Genomic DNA, 26,730 nt, shown 5'->3' with positions numbered 1-26,730 from the left:
TCCTGAATTCCACAGAAGAGGAAATAGTCCTCTTATCCGTGCGACTTTTGGAACTGACTCATGAAATCAACTAACGCTTTGATACTTTCGTATGGAACCGCGTTGTAGATGGAAGCACGAAGCCCACCAACACTGCGATGACCTTTCAATCCGACAAATCCTTCTTTTTCCGATTCCTTAATGAATTGTTTCTCTAACTCCTCGGAACCAAGACGGAATGTAACATTCATTGTCGAGCGACTTGTAGCATCTACGCAGCCGCGGAAAAATCCGGAGCTCTCATCAATTGCATTATATAGAAGATTTGCTTTCTCACGATTCTTCTTCTCAATGCCATCTAGAGATCCTTGCTCTTCAATCCATTTCAATACTTGGTTTACCATATAAATTGCGAAAGAAGGTGGAGTATTATACAGGGAATTATTCTCGGCATGCGTATCATACCGTAGAACTGTTGGAATATGACTTGGAGAGTTTTGCAACAATTCTTCCCGAGCAAGCACAACCGTTACGCCCGATGGACCGAGGTTTTTCTGTGCTCCTGCATAAACAAGACCAAACTTAGTCAAATCAAACGGACGACACAAAATGTCACTCGACATATCGGCAATCAGTGGAATGTTACCCGTGTCCGGAAACTCATGGAACTGAGTTCCTTCAATTGTTTCGTTAGAAGTTAAATGCAAGTATGCTGTGTTCTCAGGAAGCACAAGATTACTTACGTCAGGCATCGACATATATTTGTTCTCTTCAGAGGATGCAGCGATAAAAGTGTTACCAATTAGTTTGGCTTCTTTGATGGCTTTACTAGCCCAGCTTCCCGATTTCACATAACCTGCAGTCTTACCTTCGGTCAAGAAATTCATTGGAGCCATAGCAAATTGAGTTGACGCTCCACCTTGTAGGAACAATACCTTGTAACCTTCAGGATTACCAAGTAGATTCAATAGACGACTTGAAGCTTCGTTATGAACTCCTTCATAAACAGCACCACGGTGAGACATCTCCATGATTGACATTCCTGTACCTTGATAATCAACGAATTCAGCTTGAGCACGTTCCAGTACCTCAAGTGGCAGGGCAGCCGGTCCGGCATTAAAGTTATAAGCTCTCTTACTCATAATCTCCCATCCTCTCTCCAATTGTATTATATAGTTCGAAGTTACAATAAGCATAATCATAGCAACTATTCTTTTTTCCAGCAAGCGCATATTGCATCAAAAAAACACAGTTTGCAGAATTGACACATTAACGCATCATCTCGTCAAAGTATTTTCGTTTTATTCCGTGAAAAATTCATATACGCGTGACCAACTCTTCTTCTCCCCTGGAGCAAGATTCAACTCGATGAACATTTCCGGAGATACAACATGTCTACTCCCCCATACCGCAACGGAAGAAACTGTAAATTTACTAAGTTCACGCACTCCAGTACGGCTAGGTTCATGAAGTAATTCCCATATCCAAGGATAACTCGCTGCCTCAAAGCCCTTTATACGGAAATAAAACTCCTTTTCAGGTTCTAGTTTCCATCGCACTTCCTTTTCGTGAAAAGAAAGAACATCCATCGTCTCTTCATCATCACTCCACGGACTCAGTTCAATTGGAAATTTCAATACATAGTCCGGACCCATTAGATGGTCGTCAATACCAAAGAAATTATGCGCATACTCATCGGTTCGAATAATTCTTGTCCCCATATTATGGAGGCAATAATCTATCGTCAACCTGTTTCCTTCTATTGAAATGGTCTTAACCAGCATAACAGCAAATCCCCGGCAATCCTTGGGTAATACCGTAAAAGTGATACTCTGGGAATCCTTTTGCAGAGCAGAAATGTCAAATGGATCCAATGGGTAATTTTCGGAAAAATCATATTTCTCATTGTTAGTTTTTGAAAGGAGACCTACTCCAACCTTCGGAAATTTCTCTTCTACTTCTGTCTCGTCGTAGCCAATAGCTTTTGACAATCCGAATTCATTGCATATACCAACTCCCCCAGTCCCCTGCGCCGGATTTAAACTCTCCGGCACACAGAAGCTATGATTTCCCTCAAGAAGAGTGGTTCTCGTAATAAATCCACTATGATCAAAACGGCTTCCCTTATAATCTCCAGGTTCCGCAATATCAATTACCAATTGTTTATTCTTTAGTTGATATGCCATAGCAAGCTTCCCTCTCGATCTCTCTGCATTAATCATGTATAAATTCACAGAAGAAACCCTGGCCTTCAGATTCAAAGTACCAGGGTCCTCGTATGTCTCGATATCAACCAGACACCGTTAAGCAATTAACAGTAGATTAAATATCAAGAATAATATGGATAGAATGGGTGCCATCTTTCGGAAGTGACTCCAGTATCGAACGTTCGATAAGACTGCCACGGCCATACTCTTCATAAGAGATCGGCTGTCCATTCATAGTAATAGAAGATACTCGGTATTGCCCATAATCAGCACGCTGAGCATTATGGTATACAATACGTAGTTTCCGGTCTGCAAACAACGTTTCGACGTGAGCATTGCCTTCTTGATCGAACTGTTCCTTAGTAAGCTTCGGTTCCAGATGTAAATCACCGAAATGCCCCTTTACTCCATATACTTCAGTGAGTTGAGTAAGCAGAAGCCAACTCGCAGAGCCTGTAAGGTATGTGTACATACCGCGGCCCTTCTCATTAATATATTCCGGAACACCTGGATACATCCGGCTGGTTTCAAAATCTGCAGAAAGACGGTAGATAGAGTCAAGAACATCATAACCTTCTTTAACAAAACCACGTTTGTATAGAGCGTTAGCATACATTACCGTCATATGACTAAACATAGCGCCATTCTCTTTATGACCGAAAGCAAAACCAAAAGCCCGACCTAAGTTTTGTTGAGTACCACCAAATTGCGAATTCAAACGGTATCCAATCTGGTCGTCCTTCAAGTAACGATCCACAGCGTTAGAAATTTGGCCAACCTGTTCATCAGTAGCAATTCCGCCCATAATACTGAACACTTGACCTGTGAGCGTCATCCTTACACCATTCGGATGGTCTCCTTCTACACGTTCTGCATCATTATTGTAGTATCCGTTAAACCACTCATAACCTTCTTTGTTTGCAATCCACTCGTTTTTACGCAGATGATCAATAACCCATTCACCTTTGCGTTTCAAATCCTCAGCGACTTTTAGAACATCCAGTTTGAGCTTCTTACCACTAATTGATGGAACAATGGAATCGTAATATCGATCCAACAAGGCATGCTTCTCAGCAATACTATCATATGACACCGCACTCGACAGTGTATCAAATAATACAATCATCTCTTCCGCTAATTCGATGGTCTTCATATTTGAAGACTTCTCCAAGTGGACAAGGAGTTCCGACAATTCGATCAAATTGCTAGCATAGAAAGCAGTAAATGCAACGCTCTCTCCCCGATCTGGAGCAAGGTCAAGACCATCATTCCAATCGGCGCCTTCCAATTTGATATTGTTATGTTCGCCAACGTTAAAGAACGGAACTATATTTTGTAACAAAATATGCTCGAGAATACTTCCCTCATAAAGTTCTCCGTCTCGCGATACGAGCTTGTTACCAAGTTCCGGCGTCCAAGTGAGATCTCTTTCATGACAACGTTTAACGAAGGAATCGCGGAAATAAACTTGTGGTTGCAGCAAGAAATCTATGTCACCGCTTTGATGAACATATAGAAGTGTAGTCAATAACGGCCAAGCACCATGGTCCATCCAAACCCGTGGAATATTATTTCGATCTGCAACAAACTCACCTGGTTTCGACCCAATGATCGTTGCATTACTTCCATCAATACGGACACCCGCATAGTTATTGTGAAGGAGATATCTTACCTCAGCTGGTTCCATTACCATTAATGCAAGACAATCCTGCCATAAATCGCGCCATCCCCGTCCACCACGGCCGTAGTCATGATAAGGAAGGAACGAATTACCATACATACGTCTCAAGATTGGCTGTAATGTCACCCATTTCATCCACAAATCCTGCTCTTGATCTCCAGAATGGAATGAGATTGTCTCTAACTTGTCTTGCCAATAAGATTTGTTCTCTTCCAAAAGAGCATCAAAACAAGCTTCAGACAAATAATCCTTGGTATAACGTTCCGTCTCAAGTCGATCATCAGAAATAATCATCGCAATAACGTAAGAAGTTGATTCCCCGGGTAATAATTGAGTACTTGCGAAGCGAAGACCTCCGACTGCCTCATAACCTTCAATCGCAGCCCCTGATTTCGTAACGGATTCCAAATTGGTTACCACAGCTTCCGGCCAATCAAATGAACCACCTTCGCCGATAAACTCCTCTGCGACTGGGAAAAATCCAGTAGGTGCGTTTCCACTAGCTTCAGAACCCAGCACACTGTATGTTACCTTATTTATACGGTGCCCTCTCTCATCGAAAGAAAGTGCTGGTTGTACTTCGATCCCATGCTCTGATGTAAAAATCCGATGGAGCAATGAGGTCACATGCCTATGGTCTCTCAGATCATCTGCTGAACGTCCGTAAAGTGGAACCGCTGCGGTAGGTGTCAATTGAATTGGTGAATTCCCCGTATTGGTTAATCTCACTTTCATTAATTCCACCTGATCACCGCCAACAGGAACAAAGTTGACAGTTTCAGCTTTCAATCCGATTTCACTGTTTTCACGAGTTAATTTATGCCAAAGGAATCCAGCTTCCATGTAGCTTTGCTCTTTGACATTCGAGAACTGCTGCGCATTTTGTCTTGCCGAATTACCACTGGCCGACCATGCTCCGTATCCCTCGATATGAACCCAGAAATTACGTGAAGCCTTTGAATTGTGTAAGCTTTCCACAGAAACAGGTTCCATCAGAAAAGTATTGTGACTTGTTGTAATCTCACCGTGTAAATTCGGTGTGATGGCGGACATCATTCCCGCCTCATTCACTAAGGGGAAGTATAAATAGCTGTAATTCTCAGGATGCAACAACTTAAATTCACCTTGGTCCCCTTGAAATTTCCAGCCTTGCTGCGTCATATGGCTTCTTCCTCTCACTTTTTATCAAGATTAAATTTTACTTTTAATTTAAGATTTCACGGCTCCTGCCAGTGCACCATCCACGAGATATTTCTGGATGAAGGAATATAACACCATAAGCGGCGCAGCAACAAGAGTAATACCACAGGCTAGAAGTGGCCAGTTATTACCGTATTGACCTTTGAACTCCTTCAACCCGAATGTGATTGGGTAATTCACCTTACTTGGCAAATACATAATCGGGCCAACAAAGTCATTCCAAATTCCGATCGCTGTCAGAATAACACCTGTCGCAATAACAGGCTTCATCAATGGCATAATCATTTGGAATAGGTAGCGCATGTAACCTGATCCATCCATACCAGCGGCTTCATCCAAGTCACGGCTAATCGATTTGATATAACCAACAAACAACATAAACACGACACCCGTACCGCTCGTTTTCAAAATAATGTAACCTAGTTTCGTATCATAGCCGAAGAAATCTAAATTTTCCCGGAGTGATAACATCAGCTTATATTGAGAAACCATTGGATTCGGAAGAAATTGAGATAGCAAGAAGAACAGATAAATAAATCCGCTCCACTTTACATAGCCACGAGCAACGGGGAATGCACCCAGCACGGATACAATTATTGTCAATACAGTAGCAACCACTGTATAAATCATACTGTTAATAAAGTAGTTGGCGAAGTTCCCTTCTGTCCAAGCATCCACGTAGTTGCTCCACTGGATTTCTTTAACGAGACCGATTGGGTTCATCAAATACTCTGGGTATGATTTAAGAGAAACATTTAGAACCAAGATCAGAGGTGCGATATACAAAATCAATAACACGAAAATTACAGCGTAAGAAAGAATAGTAAATGACTTAGACTTCTTCATTTTAATATTCCACCTCTCTCTTACGCATTTGCTTAACTGCTACTACAACAAAGACGAGGATCATCAGGAACTGCACAACAGAAAGGGCCGAAGGAAGTCCCATCTCCAGGCTACCACGGAATGTTTCTTTATAAACGTCGTATGCCATTGTTCTAGTATTGAATCGTCCATCTGTTGTAGCCAAAATAATATCAAACGTCGACATCGCTCCGATAATGGAAAGCAACATGTTGACGGTAAATGACGATGCAATTAATGGAAATGTAATATGGCGGAATGACTGCCATTTTGTAGTTCCATCGATATATCCTGCCTCATACAAATCCTTAGGCACGGATTGAAGTCCCGAAAGAAAAATCAACATGGAGTAACCCATGTACATCCAGATCTGCACAAAGATAATGTAACCAAATGCATGCGTAAAGCTTGCAAAGAACATATCCTTATACCCGAATAACCACTCATATAACATATTTACCGGACCACTTAATGGATCAAACATCATCCCCCAAATAAGTGAAACTACCGAAACACCAAGAACAACCGGCATGAAGAACACGGCACGGTAGAAATTGTCCCCACGCAATCTTTGATTGATCAAAACAGCAATAAACAAAGCAGCCCCGTTCTGAACGATCGTTACAACGACCATAAAGATTAGAGTGTTTGTAATTGAGCGCCAACGTTCTCCAGAGTTCCCAGAGAAGAATACATCATAGTAATTATCAAGACCTACAAATTTAACAGGGCTTCCAGGAATATTTTTAACATCCGTAAAGGAGTAAATAACCGTTAATACAGAAGGACCAAAATAGAACACTACGTACAATGCGAACGGTATCAATAACAACAAAAGCGGTACGTAACGGGCCATTCCTTTTCCAAATGGATACATCTCTCTCACCTCGCCAATCCCGAGTCATAAATGATCGGGGCCTGTGCATCAGACCCCGAAATTTTTATATTTTTATTTAAATCAACTTATTACTTTTGGATCAAAATCATTTAGGAGCCGCAGCTTCCCATTCTTTCTGTTGTACATCAGCCAATTCTTTAGCTGTTTTAAATTCTCCACCTGGAGCTAGATACTCAGTGTGAACACCTTCAGCAGCGATATGCTCGCCAACGTTCTGACGGTTGATCATCATAATTTCATATGCTAGTTCAAAGTCACCCAAGTAAGGAGTAAGTTCTTTGTCGATAAATTCGCTGTCTGTAGCGATGTTGTCTTGAGTTGGAATAAATCCAGCAGCCTTAACATATTTGGTGTAGTTCTCTGATTCAGAGAAGAATTCCAGCCATTTCAATGCGCCTTCTTTGTTCGGGCCTTTCTCTGCTGCATACCAAGTTACATCGTATTTACCAACGAAAGATGCATTCTTCGCAGCATCTTCAGTAGCTGGAACTGGGAAATAACCAAATTTCAAATCAGGATTTGCAGTAGCGATTGTTGGTGCATCCCATGAACCATCAGCAAGCATGGCCACTTTTCCAGTTGCGAAAATGGAAGGTGCAGATGCATAGTCAATCCCCATAAATCCATCAATCATGTAATTGTCTTGAAGAGTTTTCATTTTATCTAGAACTTCAACGGCTTCCGCATCATTAAATGCAGTTTCGCCTTTCCAAACGCCTTCAATCCATTTTTGTTGATCTCCACCACCTAAAATTTTCGCTTGTAATGCGAATACAGGCAATTTCAAAGGCCATACATCTTTACCAGCTACGCCGATAGGTGTAATACCCTTTGCTTTCAAATCTTCACATAATTTAAGGAACTCAGTCCAAGTAGTAGGTACTTTCAGTCCGTTATCTTCGAAGATTTGTTTGTTGTAGAACAAACCGGACATTGCTACTTTACCTGTTGGGATTGCGTAAACTTTATCGTTGTAAGTACCAGCTTTTTCAATATCATTAGCATTCCAGTTCTTTACGAATTCTTGATCGGACAGATCAGCGATAAGTCCTGAATCAATCCATTGTTGCCAGTCAGGTACTTTAGCTCCTGGGGTCCAATCTTTCGGAGACAATCTCATACCTGAAAGATCAGCAAGAACGTCAACGTCGTTAGCCGTAATTCTTGCTCTTTGTGCTTGTTTGTACTCGTCATCAGGACCTGTTGTCGTGTACTCAACTTTATATTCTGGATATTTAGCTTCAAATGCCTTATTAATTTCTTCCATTGCTGCGTTAACGTTACCTTGTTTCCAGTGAAGGATTTTGACTACCTTCTTCTCTCCCGATGGTTTGCTACCAGTATTGCCTTCAGTAGCAGTATTGCCTCCGTTGTTGCTTCCACACGCCGCCAAGCTAAGTGTTAAAGCACTTGCTAGCACTACAGCAGAAATTCTCTTAACCATTCTTAATGACCCCCTATTTGTTGATGATTCCTTTTTGAGAAATCCATTTTCGTAAGTTTTCGTTGATGATTAAACTTCTGAGGATAAACTAACGAAAGCGGTTTCGTTGATGTCATTATTACATTGATTTTTTCGTTTGTAAAGATATATTTTTTGACAATTTATATCCATCGATTTTTCAAGACACAACGCCACCCTTCCCCTGATATATCAAGGGTTTATTTGATTTTAACTCTCTAATGTAATTGACTATCACTTAAAAACCAGTTACACTATTTACGAAAAACGTTTTCGTAGACATGGCGCGGCTTCAGCAGATTTTACGACTCCACAAACCATGATCAACCTTACTCGAGAAAGATGATTATTTGTTTCATATTGATTCAATATAGGAGGTCTTGATCTTGTCGTTAAATATTAAAACCATTGCTGAAATGGCCGGAGTATCCGTATCCACTGTCTCCAAGATCATTAACAACTACAGTGATATTTCCGAAGAAACAAAGACAAAAGTTCTTGAAATCATGAGACAGACAGGTTATGTGCCTTCTAATTCAGCGAAAACACTAGCAACCAAGAAGTCCAATCTCATCGGAGTTATTTTTGCTGGGAAACTAAACATCGACTTTACACATCCATTTTTCGTCGAGGTACTCAACTCATTCAAGAAGCAGATGGGCGTCCTTGGATATGATCTGTTGTTTTTCTCCAACGAAAAGTTTTACTCCATTGATGGAGACTACGTAGCACGTTGCTTACATTTTCATGTAGATGGTTGTATTATCGTTACGGGTCAACAATTAGAACAGTCCATTAACGAGCTCGATCTTAGTGATATTCCATGTATTGGCGTTGATATCCAACTACAAGGCAAAAACTCCAGTTTTATTATGTCCGATAACTACAAAATGTCATACAAAGTTGTCGAACATTTTTATCTACAGGGCTACCGTGAATTGGGTTACATTGGAAGCACCTTAGAATCCGATATTTCGAATATGCGCGAGAATGGTTATAAGGATGCTATCGAAAGTTTCGGACTCCCCACTAACGAAAAATGGTTCGTTAACGGAGATAATTTCTTTGAATCAAGTGGTTATGAAGCCATGAGTAAGATGATTCAGGCAGGTAGTCTCCCAAGAGCCATCTTTGCAGCCTCCGATCTTATTGCTATCGGCGCTATGCGAGCACTCAAAGAAAATAAACTTAGTGTACCAGAGGATGTAGCCATTATTGGCTGTGATGATATTGAGGCTTGTAAATATACTAGCCCTGCTATTACTACAATTAAGCAAAATAAAGATAAAATCGGCAAACTTGCCTCTCTCATGTTGTATGATCTGATAAACAATCAATCCGTGACCGGTAATGTTGTAGTAGAACCTGAACTGGTTATACGCGAATCATGTGGTAGTGGCATGAACAAAAGAGCTTACTAAAAAAAGAACAACAAAGAGCAGATCAAGGGGGTTATCCTTGATCTGCTCTTTGTTGTTTTCGGTATATTGCGTTTAGTTGCCCAAACACACATAAATTTACGCTCGAAGTAGCGCAGAGAACGGAATGATTTCGAATAATTCAATTCATTTACATATAGATTTCTACAATGTTTATAGCCGATGAACGCACACGTTCGAACTCATTCCGAATAATCTTTAATCCCCCAGTACGGTAACGATTTGTCGTCTCATCCGTGATTACATCCTGACCATTTATTCTCACACGACGTACCTCACTGCCGTTCAAGTGATACACAAATCGAACTGAAGCACCCGCATATTCGAAGTCAAAATGTAGCCCATCTAAACTTTGCGGCAACACAGGATCAAGAATCAAATTACCTTCTTCCTGGCGGATACCAAGCGCATTAGAGATCAACTGGTTCATATAGATTCCAGGTCCACTAGAATAAATTTTCCAGCCCCCCTTCACCGAAACCTTTCCGCTGCGCAATTCATCAAATCTCTCCTGAGCTTCGTACCTGGTGTTGAATTTACCATCAGAGCTACTGAAGTACGCATTACTTTGTCGTAGCTCGGCATTAGGAACAACATCTTTTATACCAATAGGATTAATTCGCGCAAGTCCACTCCACACTTCATCCTTTTTACCAACCTTAGCCATGGCTTCAACATACCGAATGTGGGCATGAACATATTGCAGCCCAATCTCACGCCCGAAGTTAGCAGCTTGCTCCGCTCGTTTAAAATGGGTACTTACACCTCCAGCGTATTGTGCAGGTCGGTTCATTAACCGTACACCGTCTGGACAGAACAGTTGCTCACGAATAATTGCATAATGTGTATTAACTTGTTCAAGTGTCAACAATTCACTAATCATACTACGGGTCATCGGTAATAACCGATACTGAATTCCTGTTTCTGTGTCACTTGGATGAACCATCAATTTCGTTTGTTCTGGATTCTCCATATACAAAAAGCCCGGAATAACTTTACTTTGTAGCATGTAATGGTGGAAATCAGTCTGGATTCCATCAGCGAGACTCCGCAAGCTTGCCGCTGAGGCAGGATCAACCCTTTCCATTACATGCGAAAATTGGTTCAGCGACTGATAAGTTAGAGCTACAGTCCAGCTACTGACCATAAACTGCTTCAATTGACCATTAGCTGGTTGAAGGGTATCGTCCCAATCTCCGTCTCCATAGGCAGACAAATGGGTACCATGCAGGAAATGATTTTTGATATATTCGATTTCCTTATGTGCATGATCTAATATTGTCGCTGTCTCTGTTGTAAAATCAAACCCTTGCTTGCTTGTATAGGGAACTTGCTCATCCAAAATGCTATAGTCGCTTGTTACCTTCAAATAATCGCCAAGTACTTTCAGCGGCCAAACAATAATATCGCCATGGCTCTCTTCCTGTTGAACCCTCGTATATTTATCGAACATGAACCACTGTGGCCAATTGCCATTATCCTCGAATTGATGAGAATATATCATTAGTATTATAGCTCGTACCTGATCATATTTCTGAGTTGCCATGAAGTATTCGACAGGTCCTTGGCAGACATCGCGTGTTCCCCAAGCCGCACCGCCATATTGCTCCAGACCGTGTGGAACTGAGTAATGGACTAGCATATTATGCGTATACCACCATGCGATTCCGTTCACCTTAAACAGTTCAGCTTCAGTTCCGCTCCCTGCTGACAAATGAAATCCATTCATTACAGACCGGAAATATTCTCGATAACGCTCAATTTCTTCATCTTGCTGTCTCGTCACTAATGGTAGATCCCCACCATTAAGCAATCCTTGAATAGTCATCATCCATTCACTGCTGGCAGATAACTCCATTACAGTAATTGATGCCTCACCTGGATTGACGTAGCTTACAAGTTTTCGTTCATCTGCAATCTTCATATTCGCACCCGTCAGATGAATTCGATACTCTAACTCTGGATAAACTTCTGCACTTAATGTTGCAGAGTCGGCATGAAATGATAGATATTCACCATGATCACACATGTGATATGGAGTATCATATTCATTAACATTCATTATTACCTGATTCGTCACTAGGAATCTATATGCTTTATTTTGCTCCGAGCGTACAATTAACCGTATTTCTGGTGAATCTACTGTCGTGAAGTTAGTAATAATCAAAAGGTCATCCTGCGTTTTATAATACCATCGCACGTAGTTGAAACCCATTTCAAAAAGAGATGGCATCGTCAATAGTCGATAAGTTCCCTCTATTTCCACATAGATCCGTTGGCCCGATGTTTTGGGCACGTTAAGCGCATTTCTCGCATTGGTTGTCATTTTATTGAAATTGGTATTCCCAACAACAATCTGAGAGTTAAAGATACCGTACATATATGAAGTTGTTGTTATGACAGGGTTATTCAGGCTCACATTTTCGCCGCTCATTAAAATATGTCCATGAGGACGCTCAACGCATAGCTCTTTTTCTTTTAGAACGACATGTTCATAGCGATCCGTAAAGAAAGCAAGTAACTTGCCCCCTTCCACTTCCTCTTGATTACGTTTAGGGAACAAACGGTTGATTTCAACTTCAGTCAAATCTTCTGTTTGCAGGGGAGCACCTATTGAAGGTAATGAAGCAACCTTTTCTAGAAGCGTTCCTCCTTCGAAACTAAGTTTTTCGATAGCTTTATAGGCCTGAAGCACTTCATCATTGAACTCAAGTGAAGATATATTCGTAGAATGGTCATTCTTATATAGTCCGTAGAATACGAACCTAGCTTCTCCATCAAGTTGGATACGTTCTGACTGTAATGCCGTATATGCAAATTCATACTGATAGATTTCATTAGCGAGTGAATCTTGAGTTAAGCACTCCGGTTTATTTGTTTCTTTATACGACAAACCATAGAATTGAAAGCCATCTGTCGAATATCCTACAGCTCTAGTTAAAGATCCTTGTTGAATGTATGGGAATATTCCGCCTTGCGGCTGATTTTGCCGGGAGCAAACGACGTATCCAATGCGCTCATCTTCAAAAACACTATGATCTATATATTGAGATAAATAAGCTTCATTACTACGAACAGCACTTACATTAGCGATCCCGATATCTTGTCCATAAATCAAGTCAACCTGTCTTTGACGCCCCTCAACTCTAACATCCCAGAACCACGCACCCTGCTCTGCCAGCGTGAACATGACTTGATAACGAATCGTTGCTACTTCGCCTTCAAATACAAGTCGGTTATCTAGCTTACGTACTCTGCTTTGAGAGTTCACCCCAAGCAATGGATAAGCTTTAATTCCCTCTATATCATGTATTCTTAGATAAATATTATTTAGAGATCCATCTATTGAATTCGATAACCATTGATTGATCATCGTTCCACCATAAGTAGCTTGATACAAATCTCCACTTGGCAGAAATTCAAAAGTCAGACTTCCTGCTTCCAATGTAAGCAAATCGTCATTCTTTGTAGCCATTGTTCTCTCACTCCATTCGCTGTAGGAATCATTTTGTTCTATGTTGTTAAATTTAATTTACTTTACAAGACGAAATCTACGCTCTACCACGTCTCGACTATTCGCTCCTACAAACACTACAAACTCGCCAGCATCACTACTGAAACTCAAATCTGAATGATGGTAACGAAGCTGCTCCTCTGTCAATATGAAGCTGACCTCCCTGCACTCCCCAGGTTGTAGCAAGATTTTGATGAAGGCCTTTAACTCCTTCATTGGTCTAACGACCTCTCCTGTGATGTCACGAATATAGAGTTGTACAACTTCTTCTCCTGCCATTTGCCCTGTGTTCGTAACCGTAACCGTGACCTGCAATGGTTGTTCTGGCTTCATTACCTTCGCTGATAACTCGATCTCACCATATTCGAATTCTGTGTAGCTTAATCCATAACCAAATGGAAATAGAGGCTCATTCGGAATATCTAAGTACTGCGATGCATAACGATTATCTGGTTCGGACTCTTTCTTTGGACGACCCGTATTATAGTGGTTATAATATACAGGAATTTGTCCTACCGCATGCGGGAATGACATCGATAACCTTCCTGATGGATTGACCTCACCATATAAAATATCTGTGATTGCACTAGCCCCTTCACCTCCAGGGAACCAAGCTTCGAGAACTGCATCTACTTGATCATGTACACCATGAAGATCTAGCGGGCGTCCGTTAAACAAGATAGCCACCATGGGCTTATCCAACGTTTTTAGGTGAGTGATCAACTTAAGCTGTGCCGCCGGTAAAGTAATGTCAGCACGACTTCCCCCTTCCCCGCTCATATGTGTGCTCTCACCCAACGCAAGAACGATTACATCCGATTTATATGCGACTTCTATTGCCTCTTGAATTTGAACGTCTGTAATCGTATCGATCCCTGAACCTTCCGCCAAGACTACATTCGAGGCTGAAATATTCTCCTGAATTGCCTGATTCAGTGGCGTAACATTACATCCAGCACCCATCCAAGACCATGGACCGAGAATATCCGTGCTCTGCGCGAATGGACCAATTAAAGCGATTTTTTGTTCTGCTTGAAGTGGAAGAACACCTGTATTTTTAAGAAGAACACAAGATTTTGATGCAAGTTCACGTGAGACTGCTCTATGCTCATCGCAATATACGACCTCTCGTTCTGCTTCTGGATCAGCTCCACGTAACGGATTCTCGAATAGTCCCAACTTATTTTTCAAGTTCAATATACGAAGTACTGCTTCGTTAATTAAAGACTCATCTACTTTACCGCTTCTTATCAGTTCCGGCAGATACTTCACATAACAAGAGGTCATCATCTCAATATCTATACCTGCTTGGACCGCTAAATAAGCCGCTTCCCCTTCATCCTCTGCAACTCCGTGAGCAATGAGCTCAATCACTGCTCCCCAATCGGAGATGATGACCCCATCAAATTCCCACTCCGTTCGTAACAGATCTCGCATGAGAGCTCGATTCCCTGTAGCTGGAGAACCATGGACGGTATTAAATGAGGTCATCACTAACTCACAGCCTTCATCCAAGGCAGCTTTATATGCAGGTAAGTAATACTCTCTCAATTGTCGCTCCGATAGATCGACCGTATTATATTCACGTCCACCTTCACCAGCACCATAAGCTGCAAAATGCTTCACACATGCAGCCACGCGGTTGACATCATTCTTTAAATCTTCTCCTTGGAAACCACGCACAAATGCACGAGCAAATATACTATTCAAATAGGTGTCTTCTCCCGTTGATTCCATCACGCGTCCCCATCGCGGATCACGAACAAGATCAACCATCGGCGCAAATGTAACATGTAGTCCGGATACCGCGGCTTCCTTGGCAGCAACAGCAGCACTTTGTTCAGCAAGGTCCTGATCCCATGAACAGCCGATAGCTAGAGGGATGGGAAAAATAGTCTTATAGCCATGTATGATATCCGCCATAAAGATCATGGGAATACCTAATCTGTCATTCTTCAGATGAGTTTGTTGTACCTGAATCACTTTTGCTGCCCCGCTAAGTCCTAGTACAGAACCAACTTGATTCACCGTTTCTGCCGTGATCCCAAGCGACTTCATCGGTCCTGTAATCTGACCATCCTCTTCTGACCCTTCAAAAAAGGTCACTACCAATTGCAGCATTTGTGCTATTTTTTCTTCCAGCGTCATCTGTTCTAGTAATTCTGTTAATTGTTTATGCTCCATTGATATCATCCTCTGTTCATGTCATCTACTTCTCATCATCCATCCATAAAACTTCGTAAATCATGACTTTACGAAACGTTTCGCAACATCGCTATAAATTAGTTTCGATGGGTAGCCAATCTAATACACTTTGTATCTTTGGCTCCCAATAATTCCAATCATGTTCACCGCGCCCATCTTCATAGGCCACTTCTATTCCTAGATCAATCGCGCGCTTTCTAAACGCCTGATTATCTTGGTATAAGAAGTCTTCTGTGCCACAGCACTGATAGAACATCGGTTTATTTCCATCATATGCTTTCAATTTATCCATTAAATAAAATAGGTCATTCGTGCTTCCTTCCAATTCAGACACATCACCAAAAATCGCAATCAATTCATGTGGCTGGAAATTATTAAGCCCATTCATGCGACTAACAATATCCAATCCTCCTGATAGACTTGCCGCCGCTGCATAACGTTCTGGGAAGGAAAGCCCTAACTTAAAGGCCCCATATCCGCCCATGGACATTCCTGCTACAAATGTATCTTCCCTACGGTCAGAGATAGGAAATAAGGCGCGTACAATCTGGGGTAATTCTTCACTTAGAAAAGTGAAATAGGGTGATCCAAACTTCATATCTGTATAATAGCTGCGACCTACACTTGGCATAACCACAGCAATTCCCTTTTCTTCAGCATAGCGTTCTATACTAGAATGTCTGATCCAATCGGTATGATCCGCACTTAAGCCATGCAGCAGATATAGGACTGGTAGTTTACCCGATCCACTTATCTGTAGCGCAGAATGCTGGGGAATCAAAGCGTTTATACCTGTAGATAAACTTAGTGTTTCTGAGTAGAACTGACATTGAATCAAAGCCAACCCTTTCATCTCCTATACAAATACATTCAGTGTATTATTTTTATTTTCTGGTTATCATTCTTTTACAGCGCCAACAACAACACCCGTGACAAAATAACGCTGTAGAAAAGGATATACAATGAGTATAGGCAAGGCACTAATAAAAATTTGTGATGCTCGAATGGTTCGCTGAGATTTGTTAGCAATGGCATCCGGATCTATCTTGGTTATATCTCCTTGAACGATTATCGTTTGCATGAAACTAGCCAGTGGAAGCTTCGCAGCATCTTTGATATAAATAATTCCGTCAAAATATGCATTCCAATGCCCTACCATTAAAAATAAAGAAACGGTTGCAACAACCGGTAAAGAGACTGGTAAGTAAATACTAACGAAAGTTCGGAAATGACCCGCTCCGTCAATAAAAGCTGCTTCCTCAAGGTCTTTAGGCACAGTACGGAAAAAGTTTAGCAGAAGAATAATATTAAAGACGGCAATGACTCCCGGAAGAATGAGCGCCATCAAGGTATTCATCAATCCAAGCTTCAAAACAAGTAAATATCCAGGTATTAACCCCCCGCTGAACAGCATCGTAACGACAAAATACCAAAGATAAATATTACGAGCCCGAAAAACATGGGTTTCTTTAGAGAGTGCATAAGCGGCAACCGTATTCAATACCAGTGCGAGTGCCGTACCAAGCACGGTTCGTTCTACTGATACCCATAGAGAGGATACAAAGTTGGCATTCTTAAGTGTTTTGGCATAGGCTTGCCAAGTAAAGTCGACCGGCCAAAACGATACTAATCCTGCATTAGCAGGTGCAGATGCACTTAACGAAACCATTAAAAGGTGATACATAGGAAGTAAACACAGTATAGCTATCAGCATCAAAAACACATTGTTAAATATACTGAATATTCGATAAGGCAGTGTTTTGTGGTACATAAGTGATCATCCTTTCTAGAAGATTCGGTATCCGGCAAATTTATAAGCGAGTCGATACGATATAACTATTAAAATTAAACTAATCATAGATTTGAACAGATTGACTGCGGTGGCAAAGCTGAATTGCCCACTAAGCAAACCTTCTCTGTACACGAAGGTATCAATAATATCTCCTTGCTGATAAATCAAAGGACTATATAAGTTGAATATTTGGTCAAAATTGGCATTCAACACATTTCCGAGTGCTAGGGTTGCAATGACGATTGCGATCGGTACAAGTGAAGGGATGGTAATATACATCGTTTGCTTGAAGCGGCCCCCACCATCGACTTCTGCAGCCTCGTATAGTGCTGGGTTAATCCCGGAAAGTGCTGCTAGAAAGATGATCGTATTAAACCCAAATTCCTTCCACACATCACTGACAATAATCGTAAATCGGAACCAATTCCCATCTCCTAAGAAGAAAATAGGTTTAATACCAAACACACCCGATATAAATTGATTGACGAGTCCCGTTTGGGCAAGCATATCAATCAAAATTCCTGAAAGAGTTACCCATGATAGAAAGTGGGGTAAATAAACAAGCGTTTGGATGGATCTTTTAAGTCCCATGATCCGTACCTCGTTCAGCAATAATGCGAAAATGAATGGAATGATTAAGTTCATAATTATCTTGGTACAGGCAAAGAACAGGGTATTCCATGTAATCTGTATGAAATAATCATTTTCCAACATGTAGCGAAAATGCTTCAAGCCAACCCATGGAGAACCAGTCATCCCCAATGCGGGCTTGTAATCTTGAAACGCCATAATGACACCTGTCATAGGAATATAAGAAAAAATAAACACAAGTATAGCCGCTGGCAGCACCATGAAATGCAGAATCCATGGTTGCTTATAATTTCTTTTTCTCTTTATGCGTTTGGTAGTTACTAAATCTACCTGTTCTACAGCATTTGCTTCCATAGCCCTCTCCCCGTTCAAAAAATTTATTTTGTGAGTATCAAGTATCTCTGCTATATATAGTATCAAGCAGTTCTAAACGCTGATATATAACATTGTTAGGATTGATATGGTTTTATTAGGGTACATTGACCGGAGGAGACAACTATGAAAATTTGGAGAGGGATTACATCTAGCAGAGGAAAACCTCGGAAGAGGTTTAGCCTATTTGCCAAAATGAATATTTTGATCATCGTATTATTTGTACCGATTATTATCTTATACACGTACTCTAACGACGTCACATTCGATGTTGTAAGTAAAGAACTGCAGACATCTAACACCAAACAACTCACTTTTCTATCCAGTCAAATTGATTCACGAATTAATCAGATGATGGATTTTAGTCTCATCTTCTCAAAGGATCCGAACGTTAGGAAATTCAACGGATTAAACATCTGGGAAGATCGGTACGATCGGATGCAGACAAGATATGTGATTCAGGAAAAGATGATGCTTCAGGCTGGAGTTGCGGATATTTGGCCTACCAGATATGCTGTGCATTCTCAACAGAACAAAGATGTCCTTTCCAACTACAATAGACCAGCGGGGTATGATGAGGATTACTTAAGAAGAAATATGAGTGGAAAATGGACGTACGGTGACGGTGGAAACGAGTCTACAGATAAACTAAAAGCCTTTTATTGGTTCTATACTGATTCTTTAGACCAACAAGGTATGTTAACAGGAAGCAATCTAGTCATTGAAGCTAGCTTTAGTTATGAGAATATTCAAAATATGTTAGATTCATATAAGGCTGGAGGGCAAGGGGACCCGTTATTTTACCATAAGGGCGACACTCCGATCTTGAACCGCAGTGCCAACAAAGAGCTATCAAGTGAGCTAATCCATTATTTGGATGAGCAATCCCCGGGCAACACGACACAACACGTGGTAAACTTAGATGGCAAAAATTATTTAGTAAGCTCTGTTAAGTCCTCCTATCTGGATTGGTATCTAGTTGATATTGTTCCACTTGATCAAATATTGGGACCTATATCATTCAGCCGTGACTTATTCTATTTATCTATGTTTCTACTCTTTGTTGTTGGTATTTCTGCATCGATATTGCTATACAGAAACGTTCAACGTCCAATCAAAAAGCTAATCAAAGGCTTACGACGCGTACAACGTGGAGATTATTCTGTAAGGCTCGATACCAAAGATCATAATGAGTTTTCATTTCTATTTCATCGGTTTAACGATATGTCTCACCAAATTCAAGATCTAATTGAAAACGTATTCAATGAAAAAATCAGGGCACGTGAAGCTACACTAAAGCAGCTTCAGGCTCAAATTAATCCACATTTTCTATATAACTGCCTTGGCTATATTATTAATATGGCCCAAATGAAAGATGAGGAAGCCGTTGTATCGATGGCTTATAACTTAAGCGCTTACTATCGATATACAACCCGAATGGAACGGGAAACAGCTACCTTGAAAGAAGAAATCCAACTACTAGTCAACTACTTAGATATCCAAAAACTTCGTAATGGTAGGATTGAATATCATATCGATATTCCCATGGAAATGTTCACCCAGAATGTACCACGCTTGATGTTACAACCTATTGTCGAGAACTCCGTCATTCATGGGGTAGGCAAATCTTATACATCAGGAGAAATTCGAATTACGGGTGAGGTATCCGATGGTTGTTGCAGAGTGTTCATCGATGACGATGGACCCGGACTTAATCCAGATCAATTATTAGTATTAAATCATAAGATGCGCGAGTCTTTGCAAGAGGAGATGGGTTGTGGCCTCTGGAATACGAATCAACGTATCATTCACCAATTTGGAAATAACTCTTATCTATTTTTTAAAGAATCACCTATGGGAGGATTTCGTACAGAGATCGTATGGGAAATACCCACAGGTACACAATAAACTAAATATCTAAGGGAGACACACAACAATGCAAATGATCATAGTAGACGATGAAGCTCACTGGGTAGACAACTTATCTATGAACAAACCCTGGCATACGCTTGGAATCGAACACGTGCATAAAGCTTATTCAGCTCATGAAGCACTGCAGATTATTGATACGCATCCTATCGATATTGTGATATCAGATATTCTAATGCCTGAAATGACGGGCATAGAGTTGATAGAGCGAATAAGAATACGCGATAAGAAGATAAAATGTATTATATTATCTGGACACTCAGATTTTGAATTTGCCAAACAAGCGCTCCAGCATAATGCTGTTGATTATTTACTTAAGCCACCAACGGACAAAGAATTGTTGGATGCAGTCAAGACTGCGATCGATCAATTGAACACTGAATGGGAAACCATAAGTTCATTTGAACGTACCCAATACGCTTTACGGGAGAACCTACCTCTTCTTCGCGGTCAGCTACTCCTTGAAGCATTACACGGTCAGAGGATGCCTTCCGACGAATGGATCCGAAAACTTGAGAATTACAGATTGCCGTTCGAGCAAGGGGAATGCGCATTGCTACTTGTACGGATGGAGGAAGAATTCGGCCAATATTTAAGCAATAGGCAACCCTTGATCGAATATGCGATCATCAATATTGCCGAAGAGATTATTGGAGAATTCATGGAAGTCTGGAGCGTCAAAGAAGAGCATGGGTATCTGGTATTCTTGCTCCAACTAAAAGAAAATAGGGATGACATAGGTAAAGAAACCATTCTTGAAAAGCTTTCTTCGCAGCTGCAGTACAAAGTAAAACAATTCCTGAAAGGATCTCTGTCCATTGTCATTACAGAATGGTTTAACTTTCCAGAGCAATTATCAGATCGCTTCCGACAGGCTACCACTTATTTCCGACAAATTGTAGGAGACGAACGAGAATTTGTTATGCGAGTAAGTGACTTAGAACAGAACACTGCGCAAAGACCTTTAGGCGCCCTCTATGTCCCTCCTACCTTGGTTAATCTACTTGAGGCTGGACGTTGGGATGAAGCGAACCAAAAGCTGAAGGCTATATTCGCAGAACTAGATGATCAATGGTCTGAATCCTGGGAACATTGTATGGAGGCAGGATGCTTAATCTCTGCTTCATTCACTCATCTTGCACACCGAAATGGTCATACTTTGGTTAAATTGCTTGGTAATGAAATAGAACCATTACAGAGTGGAGAAGCCTTTACCTCTATCAGTAAACTCAGAAAGTGGTCTCTCGGTGCACTTGATAAACTGAAAGAGGGGACCTCAGATGAGATCAAAGATATACGTACTCAGTATGTGAAGAAAGTCCAAGAATTCACAGATAAAAATTTACATCTTGATGTTTCATTACGGGCACTAGCAGACCATGTAAATTTACACCCGACACATTTATCCAAAATTTATAAGCTTGAAACGGGTGAAGGAATTAGCGATTATGTGTTCCATCTACGGATGGGGCGTGCTTGTTATAAGCTCAAATCCACCAACAAAAAGGTTTATGAAATCAGCATGGAGATTGGATATACGGATCCTGCATACTTTATTAAAGTGTTCAAGCGTCAGTATGGAGTAACCCCTCAGGAATATAGGGACGGAAATAAATAGCATGACAGAGTACTATGAAAACTAACAATCTCATATAGATCCCCTCCCCATTAGGTTGATAAAGTAACACTTGTAAGGATCATACACAGTAGGGGGAATTGAAAAATGGGTAGATTCAAAAAATCATTGATGTTGCTCGTGATCATAGCACTCGTTACAATCACAGCCTGTAACGGTAAGTCCGGTGAGAATGTAGAGAAAGATAATACCGCATCAAATGGCGTAAGTGTATCTGAAGCAGATGCTGCTTTCGCCAAAGGTAAATATGAGCCAGCCATCGAAATCAGCACCGTAATGATGCCAAGAGAGTACACACAAGGGGACACTAAAGAAAATAATATCCACGATCGTTGGATGTTGGAGACTTTAGGTATCAAGCATAAAGATACTTGGTACCCGGCTAGCGACGATCAATATAGACAAAAGCTTCAACTTGCTATTGCTTCAGGTGAAAAAATGCCTGATTTCGTAACTGTACCAACGAACGCGGTATTAACCAACCAACTTATTGATTCCGGTCAATTTATAGCAATCGATGAGTTATTTGATAAATATGCCAACCAAATTCTAAAGGACCATGTAACAGCGAATCCAGAAGTATGGTATCCCTTCACGAGAGACGGCAAGAAATACAACTTACCTATCCTTGAATATACCGATAACGATGATACACTACTATGGTTACGTGAAGATTGGATGGAGAAACTGAATCTTCAGGCTCCTAAAACTATTGCTGATCTAGAAAATATCATGGACAAATTCAAGAATGAAAATCCTGATGGATTAGCTCCAAAGGACGTTTTCCCACTTGCAATTTCTTTGAAAAATAATACCAATACTTGGATGGGTGGTCTGGATTGGTTATTCGGAGCTTATGGTACAATCCAAGAACAATGGAATAAAGATGCCGATGGTAATCTCGAGTATGGTTCGATTAATCCCGGAGCAAAACAAGCGCTTGCTAAACTGCAAGAATGGATGGATAAAGGTTATATTCATGCAGACTCCGCTTTGTGGGATGAAGGTAAATCAGCGGAAAGCTGGACGAAGGGCGCTGCAGGTATTCTACCAGGTGCAAACTGGGTTCCAGATTGGCCAGCTCCAGATTTATTGAAGAACGTACCAGGATCTAAGTATAAAGCTTATCCCGTTCCTGCAGGTCCAGATGGACTCATCGGAACAAAATGGCAGAACTCAGGTGTAAACGCCAGTATCATGATTAATAAGGATGCTGAGCACCCTGAAGCTATCTTCCTGTATTACAACTATCTGCTAGATAATTTGGCTAACCCACCTGTAGGCGGCGAATTTGAATTCGGATTTGCTCAAGGATATGATTGGGATATGATTGATGGTCAACCAACTAGCGATAAAGATAAAATTAAAGGATTTTTCGATAAATTCCCTTACTTAACTGGCCCAGCTCGGATACCAAACCTTTATATGAAGACACTGGTTAAGCTTGCGGACGGGGAAGAACCGGTAACACCTTATGAAAAGCAAATGGCACAGTTCCGTAAACCAGAAAACTGGTATGCTGGAAAAGTAGTCATGTCACAACTAGACATTCGCAAACAAAATTATTTCACTGGCGCTGCGACATCAACGATGATTTCGAAATGGAACCTTCTTCGCCAATCTGAGATGGAGACATTCAACAAAATCATATACGGCCAACTGCCGGTAGATGCTTTTGATCAATTTGTCACCAACTGGAACTCCAATGGTGGCGAGCAAATCACAAAGGAAGTTAACGAATGGTTCAAGGCTGTATCTGCGAAATAACTATATATACAACTGAACGGGAAGTAGATCCTTGACTACCGCATAATAAAAACAGGGTGTGGATCGCAATATGATCCACACCCTGTTTTGTATGCATACTATTAATCTTACAAGTCGTAATAAAGTCCAAATTCATAAGGATGAACACGAATCGCAACCGATCTTGCCTCAGCGCGCTTCAGATCAACGAAGTTATCAATGAACTCTTTAGTGAACACGCCGCCTTCAGTCAAGAATTCATAATCAGCCTCAAGAGCATTCAATGCTTCATCAAGTGATCCTGGAACGCTACGAATTTCTCCTTTTTCTGCATCGGATAGTTCATAAATATTTTTATCAAAAGGTCCATAACCTTCTTTAGTGGGATCGATCTTACGTTTGATTCCGTCCAAACCTGCCATCAGCATAGCCGAGAACGCTAGGTAAGGATTTGCCGTAGAATCCGGTGTACGGAACTCGATCCGACATCCCTTAGGTGTAACTGCTGCAACCGGAATACGGACAGCTGCAGAACGATTACCTTTAGAATAAACCAAGTTTACTGGTGCTTCGTATCCAGGTACCAGACGCTTGAACGAATTCGTACTAGGATTCGTGAACGCGATTAATGCTGGTGCATGGTACAGAATACCACCAATATAATGTAGAGCCATTTCACTCAAATTCGCATAAGCGCCTTTTTCGTAGAACAACGGAGTGTCACCATTAAAGATCGATTGGTGAACATGCATCCCGCTACCATTGTCGCCAAATAACGGTTTTGGCATGAACGTCGCCGTTTTACCATATTGAGCAGCTGTATTGTGTACAATATACTTATAGATCATCAAATTATCAGCCGTTTTAGTCAGTGTATCAAATCGGAAATTGATCTCTGCTTGACCAGCAGTAGCAACTTCATGATGATGACGTTCAACTCGAATCCCCGCTTCTTCTAACAAACGGCACATTTCACTACGTATATCCTGTTGTTTATCCATCGGAGCTACCGGAACATAGCCACCTTTGACAGGAATTTTGAAGCCCGAGTTTCCACCTTCTTCACTCCGTCCCGTATTCCAATTCGCTTCTTCAGAATCTACCGAATAATACGTTTTGTTCATTCCACTCTCATAACGTACATCGTCAAAAATAAAGAACTCTGATTCAGGAGCAAAAAATGCTGCTGTTCCAATTCCGCTTTCTTTCAAGTACTCTTCAGCCCGAACCGCGATACTACGTGGATCTCTTTCATAACGCTCACCATCTGGCGTGAAAATGTCACAAAATACATTTAGCGTCTTGTGAGCCGTGAAAGGATCCACATATATTGAGCCATGATCCGGCATCATTACCATGTCAGATTCTTCAATACCACGGAATCCCGGAATAGATGATCCATCAAATGCAACACCATTTACGAAAGTATCTTCGTCAACCTCTTTTGCAGGCAAAGTGATGTGATGCGCACGGCCAGATAAATCTGCAAAACGGAAATCCACCCATTCGATTTGTTTCTCTTTAATTGTTTTCAAAACTAGCTCTGCTGACATATGATTTCCTCCCCAATCACGAACATTAAATCAAAAAATTGATGTTAACGTTCATCCTTTTCATCATTATGTCGTCATTATAAAACCAGAATTTTCTGTCGTCAATACTCATGTCAGGTATTTTTGTGCTCAATGTGAGGTATTATAACATTCAGTACAAACTTGTCGACAAATAGTATAAAAGACCTTAATCTATTAAATTTAAGGCACTTTTACGGAGGCAATAAACCATCGGAAAAAGTCGATTTTGTACAAACAAAAAACATTACAAAAATAGGCTATCTCCCAAGTTATATGGATCCACTCGAGAAACAACCTATCTATAATTTTGTTAACTAAATATAGTCATTCTATTGTTTAGAGCATGATTGGTGACTTCGGTGTATCAAAGCTTTTGCCAACAAGTGGTGCTAGCTTCTCCAAATCACGAAGTAGATCAGCAAACTGATCCGGGAATAATGATTGCACGCCGTCTCCAGTCATAGAATTATCTGGATCTGTATGCATTTCAATGATAAGGCCATCTGCTCCAGCCGCTACCGATGCTTTTGTCATTGGCACAACCAACTCACGACGTCCCGTGCCATGGCTAGGATCAGAAATCACAGGCAAGTGGCTGAGACTTTGGAGAACTGGAATGGCAGATAAGTCTAATGTATTTCGTGTGTATGTCTCAAATGTACGAATTCCACGTTCACATAACATAACATTCGGGTTTCCGCCTGCCAAAATGTATTCTGCTGCATTCAAAAGTTCATCATAAGTTGCACTAAATCCCCGTTTCAACAGCACTGGCTTGCCACATGTTCCTAGTTTCCGCAATAAATCGAAGTTCTGCATATTACGCGTTCCTATTTGCAAAATATCAGCATATTCAGCGCAAATATCCACATATTCCGGTGTCATGACCTCTGTAATTGTCAGCAAATCATGTTTCTTACCTGCTTCCGCCATCATAATGAGACCTTCAACGCCAACTCCTTGGAAGCTATATGGACCTGTACGCGGCTTAAATGCCCCTCCACGAAGCACTTGCCCACCAGCTGCCTTAACTAGACCAGCGATTTCATCAATCTGCTCTGGAGATTCTACTGCACAAGGACCGCCCATAACTACAAGCTCTCCTCCACCGATTTTGACATCCCCGATCGTGATTACTGTATTCTCAGGATGGAAGTCACGGCTAGCCAGTTTATATGATTTGGAGATCTTGATTACACTCTCCACATCTTTCATCTGACGCAGATGTTCAGCAAGTTTAGGCTCAATAGTACCGATTAGTCCAATTACAGTACGATCACTTCCACGTGATACGTGAGTCTGTAGTCCTTCTTTTTCAATCACAGCAATAATTTCTTGAATACGGCCCTCAGGGGTTTGATTGGAGGTAATTACGATCATTTTAATCCATCCTTTCATATTTAACGGACAAGTGCTAGTTTAGTTCATATGACACATTTATAATTTGATGCTTGAACGCTTGTTCGCTTCTACGCTTTTAATTACTAAAGTAATGATACTGCATAAAGCTATCCCCGTCAAGGCCATACTAACCTCCTCACAACTTGCCTAGACAAGAAAAACCCCGATAATCTTCTGATACAGCGCTACTTTAGCACATTGTACGAGATTAACGGGGTTTTCAATTTAGAAAAGCAATTT

The 26,730-nt window shown here is 41.0% G+C and carries 17 protein-coding genes; 4 read left to right on the top strand and 13 right to left on the bottom strand.

Features of this window, described 5'->3' with window-relative positions:
• Window positions 1-32: 32 nt before the first annotated feature.
• From serC to NST85_RS08605, 6 genes are all read right to left on the bottom strand, one after another.
• Window positions 33-1,121 (bottom strand): 3-phosphoserine/phosphohydroxythreonine transaminase, encoded by a 1,089-nt coding sequence (serC, locus tag NST85_RS08630; protein WP_127192378.1) that lies wholly within the window; start codon window positions 1,119-1,121, stop codon window positions 33-35.
• 159 nt (window positions 1,122-1,280) lie between these two features.
• Entirely contained in the window at window positions 1,281-2,165 is an 885-nt protein-coding gene (locus NST85_RS08625) for a hypothetical protein (protein WP_127192379.1), read from the bottom strand.
• Window positions 2,166-2,301: 136 nt separating this feature from the next.
• Window positions 2,302-5,028, bottom strand: a complete 2,727-nt coding sequence (locus tag NST85_RS08620; protein ID WP_127192380.1) for a GH36-type glycosyl hydrolase domain-containing protein — start codon at window positions 5,026-5,028, stop codon at window positions 2,302-2,304.
• Window positions 5,029-5,076: 48 nt separating this feature from the next.
• On the bottom strand, window positions 5,077-5,913 hold the full coding sequence (locus NST85_RS08615; protein WP_127192381.1) for a carbohydrate ABC transporter permease: 837 nt from the start codon (window positions 5,911-5,913) through the stop codon (window positions 5,077-5,079).
• A gap of 1 nt (window position 5,914) precedes the next feature.
• A complete protein-coding gene (locus tag NST85_RS08610) occupies window positions 5,915-6,808 on the bottom strand; it encodes a carbohydrate ABC transporter permease (RefSeq protein WP_127192382.1) in 894 nt (297 codons plus the stop codon).
• A gap of 106 nt (window positions 6,809-6,914) precedes the next feature.
• Entirely contained in the window at window positions 6,915-8,273 is a 1,359-nt protein-coding gene (locus NST85_RS08605) for an ABC transporter substrate-binding protein (protein WP_127192383.1), read from the bottom strand.
• 434 nt (window positions 8,274-8,707) lie between these two features.
• Here NST85_RS08605 and NST85_RS08600 point away from each other — a divergent pair, with 434 nt between their 5' ends.
• Window positions 8,708-9,712: a LacI family DNA-binding transcriptional regulator gene (locus tag NST85_RS08600; RefSeq protein ID WP_246054102.1), complete on the top strand. Its 1,005-nt coding sequence runs from the start codon at window positions 8,708-8,710 to the stop codon at window positions 9,710-9,712.
• Window positions 9,713-9,860: 148 nt separating this feature from the next.
• On the opposite strand, the gene NST85_RS08595 is transcribed toward NST85_RS08600, so the two are convergent.
• The 5 genes from NST85_RS08595 to NST85_RS08575 all read right to left on the bottom strand — a co-directional run bounded on the left by NST85_RS08595 (window position 9,861) and on the right by NST85_RS08575 (window position 18,186).
• Window positions 9,861-13,205: a GH36-type glycosyl hydrolase domain-containing protein gene (locus NST85_RS08595; protein WP_341189072.1), complete on the bottom strand. Its 3,345-nt coding sequence runs from the start codon at window positions 13,203-13,205 to the stop codon at window positions 9,861-9,863.
• A gap of 57 nt (window positions 13,206-13,262) precedes the next feature.
• Complete coding sequence (locus NST85_RS08590; protein WP_341189071.1) at window positions 13,263-15,428, bottom strand: glycoside hydrolase family 3 N-terminal domain-containing protein; 2,166 nt, start codon at window positions 15,426-15,428, stop codon at window positions 13,263-13,265.
• A gap of 91 nt (window positions 15,429-15,519) precedes the next feature.
• Window positions 15,520-16,293 carry an alpha/beta hydrolase gene (locus NST85_RS08585; protein ID WP_341189070.1) on the bottom strand — a complete coding sequence of 258 codons (774 nt, stop codon included), beginning with the start codon at window positions 16,291-16,293 and terminating at the stop codon, window positions 15,520-15,522.
• 54 nt (window positions 16,294-16,347) lie between these two features.
• A complete protein-coding gene (locus tag NST85_RS08580; RefSeq protein ID WP_127192388.1) occupies window positions 16,348-17,220 on the bottom strand; it encodes a carbohydrate ABC transporter permease in 873 nt (290 codons plus the stop codon).
• A gap of 15 nt (window positions 17,221-17,235) precedes the next feature.
• Entirely contained in the window at window positions 17,236-18,186 is a 951-nt protein-coding gene (locus NST85_RS08575) for an ABC transporter permease (protein ID WP_341189069.1), read from the bottom strand.
• Window positions 18,187-18,330: 144 nt separating this feature from the next.
• Here NST85_RS08575 and NST85_RS08570 point away from each other — a divergent pair, with 144 nt between their 5' ends.
• The 3 genes from NST85_RS08570 (at window position 18,331) to NST85_RS08560 (ending at window position 23,536) form a co-directional block, all read left to right on the top strand.
• Complete coding sequence (locus NST85_RS08570; protein WP_341189068.1) at window positions 18,331-20,112, top strand: sensor histidine kinase; 1,782 nt, start codon at window positions 18,331-18,333, stop codon at window positions 20,110-20,112.
• 28 nt (window positions 20,113-20,140) lie between these two features.
• Window positions 20,141-21,751, top strand: a complete 1,611-nt coding sequence (locus NST85_RS08565) for a response regulator transcription factor (protein WP_341189067.1) — start codon at window positions 20,141-20,143, stop codon at window positions 21,749-21,751.
• 105 nt (window positions 21,752-21,856) lie between these two features.
• Window positions 21,857-23,536 carry an ABC transporter substrate-binding protein gene (locus NST85_RS08560; RefSeq protein WP_341189066.1) on the top strand — a complete coding sequence of 560 codons (1,680 nt, stop codon included), beginning with the start codon at window positions 21,857-21,859 and terminating at the stop codon, window positions 23,534-23,536.
• 107 nt (window positions 23,537-23,643) lie between these two features.
• Here the strand turns inward: NST85_RS08560 and glnA are convergent, their stop codons facing one another.
• Both glnA and aroF read right to left on the bottom strand, forming a co-directional pair.
• Entirely contained in the window at window positions 23,644-25,068 is a 1,425-nt protein-coding gene (glnA, locus tag NST85_RS08555; protein WP_127192393.1) for a type I glutamate--ammonia ligase, read from the bottom strand.
• A 357-nt stretch (window positions 25,069-25,425) separates the two neighbouring features.
• Entirely contained in the window at window positions 25,426-26,469 is a 1,044-nt protein-coding gene (aroF, locus tag NST85_RS08550) for a 3-deoxy-7-phosphoheptulonate synthase (RefSeq protein ID WP_127192394.1), read from the bottom strand.
• Window positions 26,470-26,730 lie beyond the last annotated feature (261 nt).

It is taken from the genome of Paenibacillus sp. FSL K6-2524 (genome assembly GCF_038005525.1).
GTDB lineage: Bacteria > Bacillota > Bacilli > Paenibacillales > Paenibacillaceae > Fontibacillus > Fontibacillus anaericanus.
Note: the sequence above shows the minus strand (reverse complement) of the source record. Positions and strands in the feature narration are given on the sequence as shown.

Excerpts from the sequence above, each read along its gene's own strand:
- serC (WP_127192378.1), bottom strand. The coding sequence starts at position 1,121 with ATGAGTAAGAGAGCTTATAACTTTAATGCCGGACCGGCTGCCCTGCCA.
- NST85_RS08625 (WP_127192379.1), bottom strand. The coding sequence starts at position 2,165 with ATGGCATATCAACTAAAGAATAAACAATTGGTAATTGATATTGCGGAA.
- NST85_RS08620 (WP_127192380.1), bottom strand. The coding sequence starts at position 5,028 with ATGACGCAGCAAGGCTGGAAATTTCAAGGGGACCAAGGTGAATTTAAG.
- NST85_RS08615 (WP_127192381.1), bottom strand. The coding sequence starts at position 5,913 with ATGAAGAAGTCTAAGTCATTTACTATTCTTTCTTACGCTGTAATTTTC.
- NST85_RS08610 (WP_127192382.1), bottom strand. The coding sequence starts at position 6,808 with ATGTATCCATTTGGAAAAGGAATGGCCCGTTACGTACCGCTTTTGTTG.
- NST85_RS08605 (WP_127192383.1), bottom strand. The coding sequence starts at position 8,273 with ATGGTTAAGAGAATTTCTGCTGTAGTGCTAGCAAGTGCTTTAACACTT.
- NST85_RS08600 (WP_246054102.1), top strand. The coding sequence starts at position 8,708 with ATGGCCGGAGTATCCGTATCCACTGTCTCCAAGATCATTAACAACTAC.
- NST85_RS08595 (WP_341189072.1), bottom strand. The coding sequence starts at position 13,205 with ATGGCTACAAAGAATGACGATTTGCTTACATTGGAAGCAGGAAGTCTG.
- NST85_RS08590 (WP_341189071.1), bottom strand. The coding sequence starts at position 15,428 with ATGGAGCATAAACAATTAACAGAATTACTAGAACAGATGACGCTGGAA.
- NST85_RS08580 (WP_127192388.1), bottom strand. The coding sequence starts at position 17,220 with ATGTACCACAAAACACTGCCTTATCGAATATTCAGTATATTTAACAAT.
- NST85_RS08575 (WP_341189069.1), bottom strand. The coding sequence starts at position 18,186 with ATGGAAGCAAATGCTGTAGAACAGGTAGATTTAGTAACTACCAAACGC.
- NST85_RS08570 (WP_341189068.1), top strand. The coding sequence starts at position 18,331 with ATGAAAATTTGGAGAGGGATTACATCTAGCAGAGGAAAACCTCGGAAG.
- NST85_RS08565 (WP_341189067.1), top strand. The coding sequence starts at position 20,141 with ATGCAAATGATCATAGTAGACGATGAAGCTCACTGGGTAGACAACTTA.
- NST85_RS08560 (WP_341189066.1), top strand. The coding sequence starts at position 21,857 with ATGGGTAGATTCAAAAAATCATTGATGTTGCTCGTGATCATAGCACTC.
- glnA (WP_127192393.1), bottom strand. The coding sequence starts at position 25,068 with ATGTCAGCAGAGCTAGTTTTGAAAACAATTAAAGAGAAACAAATCGAA.
- aroF (WP_127192394.1), bottom strand. The coding sequence starts at position 26,469 with ATGATCGTAATTACCTCCAATCAAACCCCTGAGGGCCGTATTCAAGAA.